The organism is Blautia caecimuris, from assembly GCF_024622975.1.
GTDB lineage: Bacteria > Bacillota > Clostridia > Lachnospirales > Lachnospiraceae > Blautia_A > Blautia_A caecimuris.
In genome coordinates, this window is the sequence record NZ_JANJZT010000017.1 from 1 (window position 1) to 16,555 (window position 16,555).

The 16,555-nt window shown below is 43.2% G+C and carries 18 protein-coding genes; 16 read left to right on the forward strand and 2 right to left on the reverse strand.

Annotated elements, in window-relative coordinates; genetic code table 11:
- Positions 1-569 precede the first annotated feature (569 nt).
- Positions 570-1,193, forward strand: coding sequence for a DUF4317 family protein (locus NSA57_RS11340; protein WP_257464889.1), 624 nt, complete (start codon positions 570-572; stop codon positions 1,191-1,193).
- A gap of 218 nt (positions 1,194-1,411) precedes the next feature.
- Here the strand turns inward: NSA57_RS11340 and NSA57_RS11345 are convergent, their stop codons facing one another.
- The gene (locus tag NSA57_RS11345) at positions 1,412-2,767 is read right to left on the reverse strand and encodes an MATE family efflux transporter (protein ID WP_257464890.1); all 1,356 of its coding nucleotides are present in this window, start codon (positions 2,765-2,767) and stop codon (positions 1,412-1,414) included.
- Positions 2,768-3,140: 373 nt separating this feature from the next.
- On the opposite strand from NSA57_RS11345, the gene NSA57_RS11350 reads away from it, so the two are divergent.
- The 15 genes from NSA57_RS11350 to NSA57_RS11420 all read left to right on the forward strand — a co-directional run bounded on the left by NSA57_RS11350 (position 3,141) and on the right by NSA57_RS11420 (position 14,624).
- On the forward strand, positions 3,141-4,076 hold the full coding sequence (locus NSA57_RS11350) for an alpha/beta fold hydrolase (protein WP_306814095.1): 936 nt from the start codon (positions 3,141-3,143) through the stop codon (positions 4,074-4,076).
- Between the two features lie 85 nt (positions 4,077-4,161).
- A complete protein-coding gene (locus tag NSA57_RS11355) occupies positions 4,162-4,662 on the forward strand; it encodes an HD domain-containing protein (RefSeq protein ID WP_022067523.1) in 501 nt (166 codons plus the stop codon).
- A 160-nt stretch (positions 4,663-4,822) separates the two neighbouring features.
- Positions 4,823-5,380 carry a CDP-alcohol phosphatidyltransferase family protein gene (locus tag NSA57_RS11360; protein WP_257464891.1) on the forward strand — a complete coding sequence of 186 codons (558 nt, stop codon included), beginning with the start codon at positions 4,823-4,825 and terminating at the stop codon, positions 5,378-5,380.
- A 91-nt stretch (positions 5,381-5,471) separates the two neighbouring features.
- Complete coding sequence (locus NSA57_RS11365) at positions 5,472-5,648, forward strand: chorismate--pyruvate lyase (RefSeq protein ID WP_147599995.1); 177 nt, start codon at positions 5,472-5,474, stop codon at positions 5,646-5,648.
- Between the two features lie 72 nt (positions 5,649-5,720).
- The gene (locus NSA57_RS11370) at positions 5,721-6,419 is read left to right on the forward strand and encodes a response regulator transcription factor (protein WP_147599996.1); all 699 of its coding nucleotides are present in this window, start codon (positions 5,721-5,723) and stop codon (positions 6,417-6,419) included.
- Between the two features lie 7 nt (positions 6,420-6,426).
- The gene (locus tag NSA57_RS11375; protein ID WP_390427208.1) at positions 6,427-7,335 is read left to right on the forward strand and encodes a sensor histidine kinase; all 909 of its coding nucleotides are present in this window, start codon (positions 6,427-6,429) and stop codon (positions 7,333-7,335) included.
- Between the two features lie 83 nt (positions 7,336-7,418).
- The gene (locus tag NSA57_RS11380; protein WP_138271473.1) at positions 7,419-8,342 is read left to right on the forward strand and encodes an ABC transporter ATP-binding protein; all 924 of its coding nucleotides are present in this window, start codon (positions 7,419-7,421) and stop codon (positions 8,340-8,342) included.
- Positions 8,335-9,114, forward strand: coding sequence for an ABC transporter permease (locus NSA57_RS11385; RefSeq protein WP_022067518.1), 780 nt, complete (start codon positions 8,335-8,337; stop codon positions 9,112-9,114). The genes NSA57_RS11380 and NSA57_RS11385 overlap by 8 nt, the downstream gene beginning before the upstream one ends.
- A 13-nt stretch (positions 9,115-9,127) precedes the next feature.
- On the forward strand, positions 9,128-9,934 hold the full coding sequence (locus tag NSA57_RS11390) for an ABC transporter permease (protein ID WP_173752946.1): 807 nt from the start codon (positions 9,128-9,130) through the stop codon (positions 9,932-9,934).
- A 244-nt stretch (positions 9,935-10,178) separates the two neighbouring features.
- Positions 10,179-11,183, forward strand: a complete 1,005-nt coding sequence (locus NSA57_RS11395) for an asparaginase (protein ID WP_147600000.1) — start codon at positions 10,179-10,181, stop codon at positions 11,181-11,183.
- Positions 11,184-11,360: 177 nt separating this feature from the next.
- Positions 11,361-11,723 (forward strand): MGMT family protein, encoded by a 363-nt coding sequence (locus NSA57_RS11400; protein ID WP_173752948.1) that lies wholly within the window; start codon positions 11,361-11,363, stop codon positions 11,721-11,723.
- Positions 11,724-11,728: 5 nt separating this feature from the next.
- Positions 11,729-13,075, forward strand: coding sequence for an MATE family efflux transporter (locus tag NSA57_RS11405; protein ID WP_257464894.1), 1,347 nt, complete (start codon positions 11,729-11,731; stop codon positions 13,073-13,075).
- Entirely contained in the window at positions 13,068-13,508 is a 441-nt protein-coding gene (locus tag NSA57_RS11410) for an NUDIX domain-containing protein (RefSeq protein WP_257464895.1), read from the forward strand. Before NSA57_RS11405 ends, NSA57_RS11410 begins: the two co-directional genes overlap by 8 nt.
- Positions 13,499-14,134 (forward strand): sugar O-acetyltransferase, encoded by a 636-nt coding sequence (locus tag NSA57_RS11415; RefSeq protein ID WP_303004238.1) that lies wholly within the window; start codon positions 13,499-13,501, stop codon positions 14,132-14,134. Before NSA57_RS11410 ends, NSA57_RS11415 begins: the two co-directional genes overlap by 10 nt.
- Before the next feature lie 64 nt (positions 14,135-14,198).
- Entirely contained in the window at positions 14,199-14,624 is a 426-nt protein-coding gene (locus tag NSA57_RS11420) for a C-GCAxxG-C-C family protein (RefSeq protein ID WP_147600046.1), read from the forward strand.
- Between the two features lie 177 nt (positions 14,625-14,801).
- On the opposite strand, the gene NSA57_RS11425 is transcribed toward NSA57_RS11420, so the two are convergent.
- Positions 14,802-16,550 (reverse strand): ABC transporter ATP-binding protein, encoded by a 1,749-nt coding sequence (locus tag NSA57_RS11425; protein ID WP_257464933.1) that lies wholly within the window; start codon positions 16,548-16,550, stop codon positions 14,802-14,804.
- Between the last annotated feature and the right edge of the window lie 5 nt (positions 16,551-16,555).

Consider the following 16,555-nt stretch of genomic DNA (forward strand, 5'->3'; position numbering starts at 1 on the left):
TAGATAGGGCAGAGGTGGAAGTGCGGTAACGTATGGAGCTGACTGCTACTAATCGGTCGAGGGCTTGACCAAAAAGCGAGAAAGCGGTCAGGACAGGAAAGAAACAGGACGGAACAAGCTTGCTTGTGAAGGAGTGGTTCTTAACTGGACTGGACATTTGCGAAGCAAAAGGCACCGAATGACGGAGTCATGAGGTGACCGCATTCGAGCGAAAGCTTGGTCACACGATTCCAAATGTCAACATGTATGTAGTTTTGAATGTGCAACATCAGTAGCCGTATCGGCTACTTTTTTTGTTTACCGGGAAAAATATATTCTGTACTGACTTTTCTGGTAAACAAAAAACGCTCCGCAAGGATGCAATCAGATGGAGTTTTGTAAGCGTCAAATAAGTCAGTGTTTTGATTTATGACTTTTTTGCATGGATAATAGTTTTAAATCTTTTAGAGCTTTTAGAGTGGACTCTTAAAATTCCCACACAGAAGTTTATTTATGAACGAATTAACACCCAGGGAACAATGCTGGCGATGTGTCTTGCATTATTAACAGGAGAAGAAAAGAGGAATTTTATGTTAAAGATAAACCGGGAATATATGCTGGAACTTACAAGACGTATGACAGTTTCTCGTACAGCAATGACGCGTATTGTAGGCTGTTATATGGATAAAGATGGATTTGTTGACGGAACCTTTAATACAAATTTTTTGAAATTATCGTCCGCAGACAAAGCCAAAAATCTTTCCATAGCAAAGGCAATTCCTTTTTCAGAAACCAATAAGAATCTAAAAAGATATCAGTTTACAGGACGTGACTCAGTGAAAATGCGTCAGCTGCTTTTAGGGCTGAAATCATGTGCGCTTAAAAATGATGCGCTTTTGGATACATTTTATGATCTGGTTGCAGAAAAATGTCATTTTACTTATGATTATGCAGTGATTTTTTTTCATGGTACTTATGATATTCCCGTAAAAGGAACAGATAAGGAAAGTCTTTGGGATTCTGAAGAGGTTTATGAATATTTAATCTGTGCAATATGTCCGGTAACAGGTGATTATGAGGCAGGTGTTCCGGAATTTGGCTTTATTTTTCCGGCGTTTTGTGACAGAACAGAAGATCCGGATTATATTGATATTTATGAAAAATATTCGGAAAGACCTCATAGTGAACTATATCATCTCCTTGGATTAAAATAAGACAGTTATAATTCCGCTGGCAGACAGAGGGTAACAGAAATCAATTTCCTGCAATTATTGTGATAAGCTGATGTAATTGTTTTTCTGATATACCGTTAAAGAGCCGGGCTGACTGATCTCCGTTACATATTTTGTTATATGAAAAAGGGAGCCCGTTTATGGACTCCCATGGCTATAGACACCTCAAGATTTTGCAGCATAACCGCTGCAGATATGTTTCAGTCTTTTCCGGCTAAAGAATATTTCTTTATTGAAGAAAAATAGCTGATAATAAGAAGGACCGCAGCCCCTGTCCAGGCAGCAATTTCAGCATAAAAAATTCCGTCTGTTCCCATAATAAAAGGAAGAAAAACTGCAACACCTACACGTACAACAAACTCAACAACACCGCTGAGCATGGGGATAAAGGTATTTCCCAGACCCTGGAGGGCTGATCTGTATACATGAAGGAAATACAGGATACAGAGACAACATGCCATAATAAAAAGATATTTCCAGGCAATATCCAATACCTGTCCGGCCTGGGAAGGATCTCCTGAAATAAACATGGACAAAAGCTGTTTTCCCAAAATAAACATAACGCAGGAGATCAGGGCTGAGGTAAGAAAAGCAAGCAAGGTGCTTGACCGAACGCCTTTTTTTATGCGGCCGATTTCCCCGGCTCCCAGATTCTGTCCAACATAGGTCACAATGGCATATCCGTAGGAAATAGCTGCCATTTCAAGGATACCGTATAATTTGTTTGTTGCGGTAAAGCCTGCAACAAAAAGGAAGCCATAGCCATTGACCACATACTGAACTACCAGACCTCCAATTGCAATGATAGTATTCTGAAAAACGACAGGCGTTCCAAGCTTCAGAAGCTTCTGGTCCAGTCCGGGACGGCGCTGAAGATCCTGGCGGGAGATATGAAGCAGTTTTATTTTTCTGACAACAAGAAAGCAGTATACTGCAGAAAAAAGCTGAGCGGTAACCGTAGCAATGGCAGCGCCGGCAACTCCCCAGTGAAAGCCTGCCACAAATAAAAGATCCAGTATTACATTGACAGAAGCCGCAATGATCATTGCTGTCAGTGGAGTACGGCTGTTCCCGACAGCGCGCAGTACAGAAGCAAACACATTATAGGCAGCAACTGCAGGTATTCCGCAGAATACAATCCGCAGATAAATCAGAGACATACCGATAATATCTGACGGAGTATTTAAAAACACCAGGATCCCCCGGGCAAAAATCTGGCTGACTGTCAGAAGAACAACGGAAATAACGGCGGTAAGTACATAGCTTCGTGCAACAGACTGTTTTAAAAAATCCTCTTTTTTTGCGCCATAGTGCTGAGAAATCAGAATAGAAAATCCCTGTGTGGCGCCGGTAGAAACACCAAGAACCATCCAGGTGATCCATTCAACCGCGCCCAAAGCAGCCAGAGCCTGAACTCCTGCAATCTGTCCTACAACAATAGTATCTACCATAGTATAAAGCTGCTGGCAGATGTTTCCCAACATTAAGGGAATGGCAAACAGAATGATCAGTCTGCCAGGTGATCCTTTTGTCATATCCCGAACCTGACCTGACATAACATTTCCTCCTTTGTTGTTTTCGTATTTTTAATTATAAAACTCTAAATGAGCAAATATCGAATTTTGCATAATAGAATCCGTAATATACGGACAAAAAATATTAAGCTCTATATGCGCATCTTATAAAGACAAATTCATGATAATTTTGTGTGCTTTTTCAAATTTGCCCTTTTATAGTTTTCTATAAAAAATCAGGCAAACATGGCTATTTTTACATGATTTTATGGAGTTGTCAAGCAGTAAAAACCAGGTTGTGGAATGAACAGCAATAAAACCTGTTTACCTTATTGGACGACAGGTGTATGATAGGAAAAACAGTTATACGGATAAGATTCAGAAAGCGAAAATATCAGAACAGATGTGAGTATCTTTGGAACTGCGGGATATAAGAGATTGTGAAAATGAAACGTATGGCTGTAAAAAAGAGAAGGGAATCATTGTAGAAAACATGGAAGAAAAAGTATATACAACACCCTATGGAAAAATTTATTATTGGACTGCATATTCAGGAAAAGAAAAACAATGGCTGATATTTCTGCCGGGTCTGACAGCTGATCACAGATTATTTGAGAAACAGACAGAAGCATTGAGAAAAGATTATAACTGTATGGTTTGGGATGCTCCGGCACATGGAAAATCCCGTCCCTTTACACTGTGTTTTACTATGGAGGATATGGCCGATTATCTGAAACAGATTTTGGAAAGAGAGGGGATTTTCTCACCTGTACTGGTTGGGCAATCTCTTGGAGGGTATATTTCTCAGGTTTATATGCAGAGATATCCGAAGTCTGTATCAGGTTTTGTTTCCATAGATTCCTGTCCCCTTAAGAGAAAATATTATACAGGAGCAGAACTTCTGATGCTGAAGCATACGAAGTGGATGTATCGTTCTATTCCCTGGAAAATGCTGCTGAAATTTGGAACAGAGGGGACATCTGAAACAAAATACGGGAGAAAGCTTATGGTTCGCATGATGCTTTCCTACGGAAAAAAAGAATACTGCGATCTTGCAGACCACGGATTTCGTATTTTTGCACAGGCTGTGGAGAAAAAACTTCCATATGAGATTTCCTGCCCTTATCTTGTATTATGCGGTGAAAAGGATGCTGCCGGCTCTGCAAAACGGTATAACAGAAACTGGAAACGCAGAGAGCACTGTATGCTGGTATGGATACCTGAAGCAGGACACAATTCCTGCTGTGATGCTCCGGATTTTGTGAACAGGCATATAAAACGATTTGCGGACAGCCTGAAGAAAGACAGAAGTTACTGCGAACGAAGGGAACAGGTAACAGACAGAATATAAAAAGAATATAAATTCTGTGAAATCCCTTGCATTTTCTGAAGGAATTGTCATAATGTAAGTAGAACAAGGAAGGGAGTGATTGCCGATGGACATTCAGTTATCGGATGAAGTCTCACAGGCGTATCTTTCAGAGGTTGAGGATATTCTTAAAAATAAAGAATTTCTTTCTCTCAGTCTCTATGAACATCATCAGTGGACAAACAGATTAATGCACAGCATTAATGTTTCCTATATATCATGGAAGCTGGCCAAAAAGCTGGGATGTGATGCTACAGTGGCAGCCAGAGCCGGACTTTTACATGATTTTTGCCCCTATGATTTCCGGCAGAAAACGCCTACAGGAGAACATCAGGCATTCTATCATCCCAAAGCTGCGGCTGACAACAGTGCAAGGACATTTGATATCAGCGAAAAGGAATGGAATGCAATTCTGACACATATGTTTCCTCTGGGGCCGGTTCCCAAAAACAGAGAAGCATGGATCATCACCATGGCAGATAAGATATGCGCCAGCCTGGAGTTATGCCACATTGCGGTAGCTCTGGCAAGACGCAACCGGGTAGTTGTAGTATCAGCTCCGGTATAAAGCAGGGCCTGCTGTATGGATTGTCTCCGACAGCAGGCTTCTTGTGTCCTGTTTTACCGGAGCTGGATCTACAGAGAATAAAATTTCAATGTTATTAACCCCGGGGGATTTTGCAGAACATGTTACAGAAACCAGCTGGATGCTAAAACGAGGTGTACCAATGAAAAAATTTACAAAAAAAGAGATCTTTTCTATTCCCAATATTATGGGATATTTCCGGATCCTTCTTATTCCGGTGTTCTGCTATTTATATATTACAGCAGAAAGTGAAAGAGAATATCTGTATGCAGCCTTTGTAGTTCTTATTTCCAGTCTTACAGACCTTTTTGATGGAAAAATAGCAAGACGTTTTAATACGATAACAGAGCTTGGAAAAGCTTTGGATCCCATTGCAGATAAGCTGACGCATGGCGCCCTTGCGGTATGTCTTGCAACAAGATATCCCTTAATGTGGGTGTTGATCGTACTCATGATCATCAAAGAAGGATACATGGGAATTCAGGGACTTATTTTCTTGAAAAAAGGAAAAATGCTGGATGGCGCAATGTGGTTTGGAAAGGTCTGTACAGCAACGCTTTTTGCGGGTATGCTGATACTGTTCCTGTTTCCGGTTCTTCCATTATGGCTTGTGAACGGCATGATCTGTGTAATGATGGCAGTCATGCTTGTGACACTGTGCCTGTATGTGCCGGTTTTTAAAAAGATGAAAGAAGAATAACAGGGAACCGGAAGCATAAAATCTGCGCATGCGGGAAATTTTATGAGGGATCACAGATAAGAAATAAAATAAGACAGAAAGGGAAATCACAATGTTTGAGCGTATTGATTATGAGGTAAAACGAATTGACGGAGATTATGCGTATCTTCAGAATATGGAAAACAGGGACGAGGAACTGAAATGTGTGGCAATGGCTTTGCTTCCTCCGGAAATCATGGAAGGAAGCCGGGTAGCTTACGAAATGCTTCAGTATTTTATGGCAGAATAATCTGCAGCCAGGTTATAGTAAAAGCAGCAGATCACAATCAGGAAGCAGAATAAAAATGCAGAGGAATAAATTTTGGAAAACAGCAGGATTCTGATTATAGATGATGACAGAGAACTGTGCATCCTTATTAAAAAAAGTGTGGAAAATGAGGGGATAGAAGCTGATTTTTGCGGAACCGGAAGAGAAGGGATGGAAATGCTGGAATGCCGGGAGTATCACCTTATTATTCTGGATGTGATGATGCCGGGGATGGACGGATTTGAGACGCTGAAAAAAATACGGCAGAAAAGCAAGGTTCCGGTTCTTATGTTTACCTCAAAAAACGATAATTATTCCAAAGTAAGAGGCCTAAGAGAAGGCGCAGACGATTATCTGACAAAGCCTTTTCATATGGATGAGCTTCTTGCCCGTATTTTTTCTCTGATACGAAGATATACACGCTTTAACAGGGACAGAAACAGTCAGGAGATCCTTCAGTATGAGGGACTCTGTGTGAACATAGACGAGCGTTCAGTAAAAACAGGAAATGGAACCTTTGAGCTTCCGCCAAAGGAATTTGACGTTCTGATGTTTCTTGCTGAGAATCAGGGAAAAATTTTAACAAAGCAGAGGATTTACGAGGCTGTCTGGAAAGAGCCTTATGTGTATGATGACAATAATATTATGGCAGTTATCAGCAGACTTCGAAAAAAGCTGGAAGAAAATCCGGCAAATCCCAGATATATTCAGACGATCAAGGGAATCGGTTACCGGTTTAACAGGGAGGTATAAAATGACAGTGGGAGTAGTAATGTTTCTGGCAGGAGCAGCTTTTTTTGCAGCTTCTGTTTTTTTATTGTACGGTATAAAAAAACAGCTTTCAGAAATGACAGAGGCGCTTAAGGAAGTAAAAATGGGAAACGGAAACAGAAGGATCCTTGCAGCTCCCGGTGAATGGACAGCGCCTCTTGCCTATGAGCTTAATGGAATCATTCGTTCCTATGAAGAGCGGATTCTTGCGCTGAATAAAGCTGAGGAAACAAACAGGCAGCTTATGACAAGCCTTTCCCATGATGTAAGGACTCCGCTTACAACGCTGATCGGATATCTGGATGCAGTACACAGACAGCTTGTGACAGGAGATGAGCGGGAAGCATATATGGAGACCGCACGAAAAAAGGCTCATGATCTGAAGGAATATATTGATATTCTTTTTGACTGGTTCAGGCTGAACTCAGATGAATTTGCCATGGACAGGGAAATACTGGAAGCTGCTGAGCTGACCAGGAATATTCTCATTGACTGGATACCTGTTTTTGAGGACACAGGTTTTGACTATGATATACAGATTCCGGACAGGCCTGCTCAGGTGTCTCTGGATGCAGAGTGTTACAGAAGGATTTTAAATAATCTGATACAGAATGTGCTTTCTCACAGCCATGGAAGCTGGGTGGAAATCAGGATGCTGCAAAAAGCCCGGGAAGTAAGTATTTCAGTATCAGATAATGGTGTAGGAATGGAAAGCGAAGATCTGAAACATATTTTTGAGCGGCTTTATAAATGCGACAGAGCCCGTTCGGAAAAAGGAAGCGGACTGGGACTGTCTATTGCTCGGCAGCTTACAGAAAAAATGGGAGGCAGAATTGCTGTCCAAAGTCAGCCGGGAAAAGGTACAAGATTTACGCTTACATTTCCTTTGTGTGAATAAATGCAAGGATTTTGCAAGGTTAAGATAAGATTATCATAAGGTTAATATGGTATCATTTCAGTCAGAAAAGGAGGAATAAGGAAATGAAACAATATCTGATTGAAACAGACCATCTTACCAAGCAGTATGGAGAGCAGAAAAGTGTTTCGGATCTCAGCATTCATGTAAAAGAGGGGCGTATCTACGGGCTTTTGGGAAGAAATGGAGCGGGAAAAACCACAACCATGAAAATGCTCCTTGGACTTACTAAGCCCACATCCGGACAGATAAGGATCTTTGGAAAATCTGTGTCAGGAAATGAAAAGAAAATCCTGCCAAGAATCGGAAGTCTCATAGAAGCTCCGGGATTTTATCCGAATCTTACCGGAACGGAAAACCTCGGTATTTTTGCAGCGCTGAGGGGAATCCCTGACAGAAATGCAATAAGAGATGCTTTGGATCTGGTGGGGCTTCCCTATAAAGATAAAAAACTGTTTTCACAGTATTCCCTTGGAATGAAGCAGAGACTGGCCATTGCTCTTGCAGTAATGCATGATCCGGAGCTTTTGATCCTGGATGAACCGGTCAATGGACTGGACCCTATTGGAATTGCGGAGGTACGTTCCTTTATTCAGGCTCTTTGCAGAGAAAGAGGAAAAACAATTCTGATTTCCAGCCATATTCTTTCTGAGATTTCGCTTCTTGCAGATGATATCGGAATTATTGATCATGGTGTGCTTCTGGAGGAGGAAAGTCTTGCGGAGCTGGAACAGAAGAGCAGCAGACATATCCGTTTTTTTGTATCTGATACAGCTCAGGCGGGAAGAATTCTGGAACTGAGATTCCATGAGAAGCGTTTTACCATACAGGATGATCACAGGCTGATCGTCCATAATCTGAACCTGCCCACAGGACAGATTGTAAAAGCCTTTGTGGAAAACGGACTGGAGGTGTGCGAGGCTCATATCTGTGAGGAAAGCCTGGAGGATTATTTCAGACGTGTGACCGGAGGTGAGGGCATTGCTTAGACTGATCCAATGTGAATTTCTGAAGCTGAAGAGAAAAAGACTGTTTCAGGCAGCTTTTCTTACAACTTTTATTATGCCTGTACTTTATTCATTGCTGCTGTCAGACAGTAGTTTTGATGATCTCATGAGCGTAATACGGGAGGAAAACGGATTTTTGCTTCTGATCCCTCTGACCGTTGTCCTGGCGGCAAATCTGTTTTTTGAAGAACATGATTATGATACTTTAAAAAATCTGATGTGTGTTCCTGTTACAAAGGGAAGGCTTACCATGGCAAAGCTGTTTGTACTTCTTATTTTTGACATTGCCTATGAAGCTGCCGGATATATGATCGCGGCTGCGATGTCTGTGATATCCGGAATCCGTCTGGAGGAAGCCGGACAGCAGCTGATTCTTACCCTGGCTACAGGAGTGCTTTTATGGGCTGCGTCCATGCCCTGCATTTTTATTGTGGTGTGGTGTAACAAATCCTATATTATTTCAGTGATCATTGCCTTTGCATATGTAACACTGAATTATATTCTTCGGATCAATGACAGCTTTCTCATGGTTCCGGCAGGACTTAATCTTCCTACATTTTTACCTGTTCCGATGATCTTTCGGTGGCTGTACCAATTTCACTCTATAGAGAATGTGGGAGAGGTTCTGGCAGAATTTTATGAGCGCTTTCAGCCATATTTTATTTCCGGACCACTGGTTTTTACAGTCCTTCTATCAGAAGCGGCAGTCTGTATTGCACTGATCATACAGGTTTATAAAAAACAGGATGTGTAGGAGGACAGGGAAAATGACAGCTATTATAAAAACAGAATTTCAGAAAATGAAAAGATACCATATTTTACTGATTGCTCTGATCGGGATGTTTTGTTCACCGCTGCTTCAGCTTTTTTCACAGTTTGCCATGAACGATGCATTAAAGGATCCTTATTATGATCTTGCCGCATTGCTGGAAAGTACCATATGGGGAAATGCTCAGATATTTCTGCCAGTTATGATCACTTTAACAGGAGGCTATCTGATTAACAGAGAATACACAGATGATACCTTAAAAAACATTCTGACGGTGCCGGTTTCCTTCCACAGATTCCTTTGGGGAAAGCTGCTGACCTCCGGCATCCTTGCCGTAGGATTTGGAATTTACAGCTTTTTTGCTGCGATTATTGTTGGCTTTTTTGCAGGACTTCCAAAAGCCGGCTTTTCGGTACTTACAGGATATTTTTTCCAGATGGCAGGACTCTCGGTATGTATTTATATTGTGGTTCTTCCTCTTCTTATTATTGACAGCAGAAAAAAAGGAAGATTTATGGGAGGAGCCGTGGCGGCTTTTCTGGTGGGATATGCCTGTCTGTTTTTTAAAACAGGAATTTTAAGAAGCGTTTATCCCGTATCGGCAGCGCTGACTGTTGTCGGATTTGATATGGCAGAGTACACAGGGACAGCATCGCAGGGCAACAGGGTTCTTGCAGTTCTTGTACTGGGGATTATACTTCTTGTGTCAGTGATGCTTGTATGGTTTTGCAAGCCTCCTCAGGAGGGAACAAAACATAAAATCAGGGGAAGAAGAGGGAAACAACTAAGAGTATCTCAGCGTTAATACAAAATAATAAAACTTCCGGTACGGAGCTGTATTATGACAGCAAAGACCGGAAGTTTTGTGATTCATTGGAAAAGACCGGACAAGAGAGTTGTTGAAACCTTGAATATTTGCTGATAAAATGATGAAGATAACATTAGAATACATGAATATTTTGCAAAAACTGAGATGTGAGAAAGCAGCTGAAAATCATTATTCGGCAAAAACATCAGCATAATTTTTGAGGAAACAAGGGAGAGATCATATGAAAAAAAGAATCCTTATTATAAATACAGGCGGTACGCTTTCTTCTGTAAACGGCGAAAATGGTCTGATGCCGGGAATGAAAAGCAGAGATATGCTGGACGAGCTTCGTATGGTGTCCCGGAATCTGGAACTGGAAACAGAGGATTTTTGCTCTGTGGACAGCGCTAATATTTTCCCGGAGGACTGGGCAAGGCTGGCGGAGCTGATCGCAAAAAGAAGCAGGGACTATCAGGGAATCGCAGTGATCCACGGGACAGATACACTGGCGTACACAGCTTCTATGCTGTCGTTTATGCTTCAGAATATTTCCATTCCGGTAGTGGTAACAGGAAGTCAGTTGTCCATAGCAGATCCTGTGGCAGACGCTATGGAAAACTGCCGCTGCGGGATTCATATGGCGGCTGGCGGCTGTCCGGGAGTATTTGTGGCATTTAACCGTAAGGTCATGCTGGGATGCCGCGCCTCTAAGGTTCGGACCATGAGTTTTGACGCATTTGAAAGCATTAATTATCCTTATATTGGTGAAATCAGTTCTCTGGGACTTCATATCTGCCGGGAAAACCTTGTGGAAAAAAGAGGAATCTTCCGTCCCCAGACATCCTATTCAGACAAAGTATTTCTGCTGAAATTATACCCGGGAACAGATCCTTCGATCCTGGACTATCTTCAGGAAAAAGGCTGCCGGGGCGTTTATGTGGAAGGCTTTGGACTTGGCGGAATGCCGTTTCTGAAAAATGATTTTATCGGAGCTGTGAAAAAGGCAGTAGAAAATGGAATGGTCATACTTGCAGGCAGCCAGTGCAGATATGAGGGAAGCAATCTTTCTGTGTATGAGACAGGGCGGAGAGCTCTGGAAAGCGGTGTTCTGCAGGCCTATGATATGACTGCAGAGGCAGCCATGGCAAAACTGATGTGGGTTCTGGGACAGACGGACAGTCTGAGAGAAATCAGGGAATATTTTTCTGTGGATATTGCGGGAGAGGTTACGATCCCTAAAGAGTGAGGACGGAGATCACAGTTTCTGAAGGAGAGCTGTTAAAGCTGCGAAATAAAGGTCCGGCTTGAAATTTAAAATTCTTCCTGACCGGTCTGGAAAAAATGTTTGGGGGATTTACCAGTTACCTGGCAGAAATTTTTATGGTATGATATAACTGGATTTTCAGGAAGGGGAAGAGTAAAAATGGACTTTTATAAGCGGGCGGATCTTGTTATGAAAAAAGTTCCGGAAGGCAGAGTGGTTTCGTACGGGCAGATTGCGCTTCTCTGCGGTGTTCCCGGAAATGCAAGACAGGCAGGCTACGCGCTCCGGACTGGAAAAGCAGGACAGAAGACTGCGTACAGAGTGGTAAATGCTCAGGGCTATTTAAGCGGCGCAGGGGCTTTTGAGACCTGTGATATGCAGAGACTTTTGCTGGAAAAAGAAGGAATCCGGGTATTGTGGACAGAAAAGGGCTGGAAGGTGGATATGAAGACCTTTGGCTGGAAAAATACCCTGGAAGATGCAGAAGAGCTGCGAAGAGAATTTGAAAGGCTTGGAGTTTAGGCATTATGGAAAAAAATCTTACTTCAGGAAGTGTATTTAAAAATATTGTGTTCTTTTCACTTCCGTATCTTCTGTCATATTTTTTGCAGACCTTGTATGGTATGGCAGACTTGTTTATTATCGGTCAGTTTGAAGGAGTAGACAGCATTACGGCAGTTTCTGTGGGAAGCCAGGTCATGCATATGCTGACAGTTATGATCGTGGGACTTGCCATGGGCTCTACAGTAGTGATCGGGAAGGCGGTGGGAGCCCGGAAAAAGCAGGAGACTGCATCAGTGATCGGAAATACGGTAACTTTATTTATGGCAGTGGCTCTGGTTTCTACTGTGCTGCTTCTGGTATTCGTTGATCCCATAGTTGCGGTTATGTCCACTCCCGGGGAAGCGGTTTCCGGTACAGTCAGGTACCTGACTATCTGTTTTATGGGAATACCTTTTATTACTGCCTATAATATTATCAGCTCCATTTTCCGTGGAATGGGCGATTCCAAAAGTCCCATGTATTTTATTGCAGTGGCCTGCGGCGCTAATATTGTGCTGGACTATGTGTTTATTGGAGCATGTCATCTGGGACCATCCGGCGCTGCCCTGGGAACTGTGCTGTCCCAGACCATCAGTGTGATCACTGCTCTGATCGTTATTTTAAGGAGAAAAACGGGAATTTCTCTGAAAAAGCAGGATTTCAGACCTGATGCAGAGGTAATGAAGCAGGTTTTAAAAATCGGTATTCCTGTGGCGCTTCAGGATGGGTTTATCCAGATCGCTTTTATAGTGATTACAGTAATTGCCAACCGAAGAGGACTGAACGATGCGGCAGCAGTTGGAATTGTGGAAAAGCTGATCGGAATTGTGTTCCTGGTGCCGTCCACCATGCTTTCAGCAGTGTCTGCTCTTTCTGCACAGAATATCGGAGCCGGAAAACCGGAGCGCGCAGTAAAAACTCTGAAGTACGCGGTGATGATTTCCGTGGGATTCGGGTTTACAGTAGCAGTGCTTACACAGTTTGTTTCAGTGCCGGTTGTAAAGCTGTTTACTGATGATGCGGCGGTTGCTGTTTCCGGCGGACAGTACCTGCGCTCTTATATCTGGGACTGTATGCTTGCAGGAGTTCATTTCTGTTTCAGCGGGTACTTCTGTGCCTGTGGAAGATCAGGAATCTCATTTTTACATAATTTTCTTTCGATTATATGTGCCCGTGTGCCGGGCGCGTATCTGGCGTCAGTATATTTTCCGGATACGCTGTATCCAATGGGACTTGCGGCTCCGGCAGGATCACTTTTGTCAGGGGTGATCTGTGTGGCTGCGTTTGTGTATCTGCAGAAGTGCAGGAAAGGACGTGAAGGATATGCATAAGATTTTTGGACAGAGAGAGAAAGGACAGTATTATGACAGATCAGGCGCTTACCTGGTTATATTTTCCGGGGAAAAAACAGCAGTAGTGCGCACCGCCAGAGGATTGTTCCTTCTTGGTGGTGGTATCCAGGGGTCAGAAAACGATCAGGAATGTATCAGAAGAGAATGCCTGGAGGAATGTGGATGCGAATGTACAGTAAAAGAATATCTGGCTTCTGCGGAGGCCTTCAGTGTTCACGATACAAAAGGTCTGTTTCACCCAATACAGAGATATTATATGGGGGATTTGCTTGACAAAGTACAGGAACCTACGGAAAAAGATCACTTTCTGATCTGGGCAGATTATGGAGAAATAAAAGGAAAAATGTATTCAGATATGCAGAACTGGGCTCTGGAAACAGGATGGAAAAGGAGACACAAGGAATGGATATGAGGAAACGCAGAGATGCGCAGCTTGCCTATATTTCTGACGAAAGCGTATTTGAAGAGCAGGTTGCGTGCAGGAGAATTCTTCAGAAACTGAATTTTATGGACCGGGCGGATTTTGACGGAATTGCAGAGGTGGTAAAGGAGCTTCTGGGTAAGTCGGACAATGCTTTTATTAATCCGCCGTTTTACTGCGACTATGGAAAAAATATTGAGACTGGTAAGAATTTTTTTGCAAATTATAACTGTACGATTCTGGATGTGGCAAAGGTAAGAATCGGCGATAACTGTCAGTTTGCGCCAAATGTAGCTATTTATACAGCAGGTCATCCGGTTCACCCGGACACCAGAAATACTTTGTATGAGTATGGAAAAGAAGTGACGGTAGGGGATAATGTGTGGCTTGGGGGAAATACGGTGGTATGCCCCGGGGTCCATATTGGAAACAACGTAGTGATCGGTGCGGGAAGTGTTGTGACAAGAGACATTCCCGACTGGTCTGTTGCGGCCGGGAATCCCTGCCGGGTGATCCGGAAGATCACAGAGGAGGACAGAAGAAAACTGTTTCGGAATGAGGAGATTGATGAGGAAGCCTGGGAAGATATTTTATCCCGTATCCAGGATGAAAAATAACACAGTACAGAAAAGATTTCCGAAATTCAGATAAAAACAAATAATTTACACGAGGAGAATGATGATGAATACAAAAGCAGAACGTGCTATTGAGCTACATAAAAAAGGATATAATTGTGCACAGGCGGTTGCCTGTACCTTCTGTAAAGAGCTTGGCATCAATGAGGAGGAAATGTTCAGAATTTCAGAGGGATTTGGCCTTGGAATGGGGATGATGGAAATGTGCGGCGCTCTTTCAGGAATGACAATGATCATAGGACTGGAGAACAGCGTAGGTGATCCTGAGAAGGGAGCTCCTACAAAGACACAGACTTATAAGGCTGTACAAAAATATATAAACAAATTTAAAGAAAATAATGGTTCCTATATCTGCCGTGAATTAAAAGGCGTTGAGACAAAAAAGGTGCTCTGTACCTGCGATAAGTGTATTTTGGATGCAGTGGCGCTGACAGAGGAGTATTTGAACAGTAAAAAAGAAGCACAGGACTGACAGTAACTGGAATGGAAAAGTTTCAGGGGACTGTCGGGAAATAAATAGTCCTAAACAGGGGCAGGTGTGACTCGTATGAGCCGCACCTGCCCCTGTTGCAAAATCAGAGTAAGTCCGTCATAAATTGAGGGATTGAGAGAGCCTGAATCGGGCCTGTGCGCCTGGTTCCTTTGAGGATTACTCTGCGGTATTTACAAACTGACTGTTGTACAGGGTATGATAAAAGCCGCCTTTTTTCATCAGCTCATCATGAGTTCCCTGTTCAATAATACTGCCGTCCTTCATTACAAGGATTTCATCAGCATTGCGGATGGTAGACAGTCTGTGTGCCACAATAAAGCTTGTCCGTCCCTGCATAAGCCGGTCAAAAGCTTCCTGGATCAGCATTTCTGTACGGGTGTCAATGCTGGAGGTGGCTTCGTCAAGGATCAGCATTGGCGGAAGACACAGCATAACTCTTGTAATACAGAGAAGCTGTTTCTGTCCCTGGCTGAGACTGTCCTCTGTGATAACTGTATCCAGACGGTCAGGAAGACGGCGGATAAATTCCCAGCTGTGAGACATTTTTGCTGCCTGGATGATCTCGTCTTCAGAGGCATCCGGCTTTCCAATGGTAATGTTTTCCCGGACAGTGCCGTTTTTGATCCAGGTATCCTGAAGCACCATTCCGTAGCTGCTTCGGAGAGAGTGTCTGGATATCTGATCTACAGGTTTTCCATCCACGGAAATGGTTCCGGAATTTACATCATAAAATCGCATCAGAAGATTGATGAAGGTGGTTTTTCCGCAGCCGGTAGGACCTACAAGAGCAATTCTCCTGCCAGGCTCTGCCTTCAGATTAAAGTTTTCGATCAGAGGCCTGTGAGGCGTATACCGGAAAGAAACCTGATCAATTTCAACAGAACCTTTTACATCAGAAAGTGATTCTGACGGATCAGGGCTTTCCGGCTTTTCTTCCAGAAGAGCGAAGATTCTGGCGGCGCAGGCCAGAGCATTTTGAAGCTCAGTGATTACGGAGCTGATATCATTAAAGGGCTTCATATACTGATTGGCATAGGCAAGCATCACAGAAAGTCCACCTACAGTCAGAGCGCCTCCCGGAATCAGGAAAGCGCCTGCAAGGGCGACTCCTGCATAAATCACATTGTTGACAAACCGTGTGGAGGGATTGGTAAGGCTGCTGTAAAAAACAGCCTGCTGGCTTGATTCTCTCAGCTCCTCATTGATGCGGGCAAAGCGCTCAGACGCTTTATCCTGATAGCCAAAGGCCTGAACCAGCTTCTGATTTCCGATCATTTCCTCAATAAGAGCTGTCTGCTGTCCTCTGGCGCTGCTCTGACGCTGAAACATCTGGAAAGAGTGGGAAGAAATAAATTTTGCCACAAAAAAGCTCAAAGGCGTCAGCACAATTACCATGATGGTAATGACCACGTTCCGGGAGAACATAAAAACCAGTGTTCCGATAATGGTGACAATGCCGGAAAACAGCTGGGTGAAGCCCAGGAGAAGCCCGTCTGAAAGAATATCTGCATCTGCAGTTATCCGGCTGATAATATCTCCTGTACTGTGGCTGTCAAGGTAAGAAAGAGACAGCTTCTGGATATGGCGGATGGCCTTTGCCCGGATATCCTGCACAGTGCGGTAGGCGATCCGGTTATTGATAAGATTCATGATCCAGGAGGCTGCGCCTGAAAATAATACAACCAGGAGTACCTGGCGAAGCCAGCGCCACATCTGAGAAAAATTCACCTTCTGTTCTGCAATGATCTGATCAATGGCATTGCCGAAAAGTATGGGAACATAAAGCTGCAGAAGCACGGAAGCGGCAGCCAGTACAATACTGACAACCAGAAGAATACGGTATCTTCCAATGAAGCGAAGCACTTTTTTCAGGGTTTCCGTGCTTTCTGTCCGTTTTTTATTCATTGCGC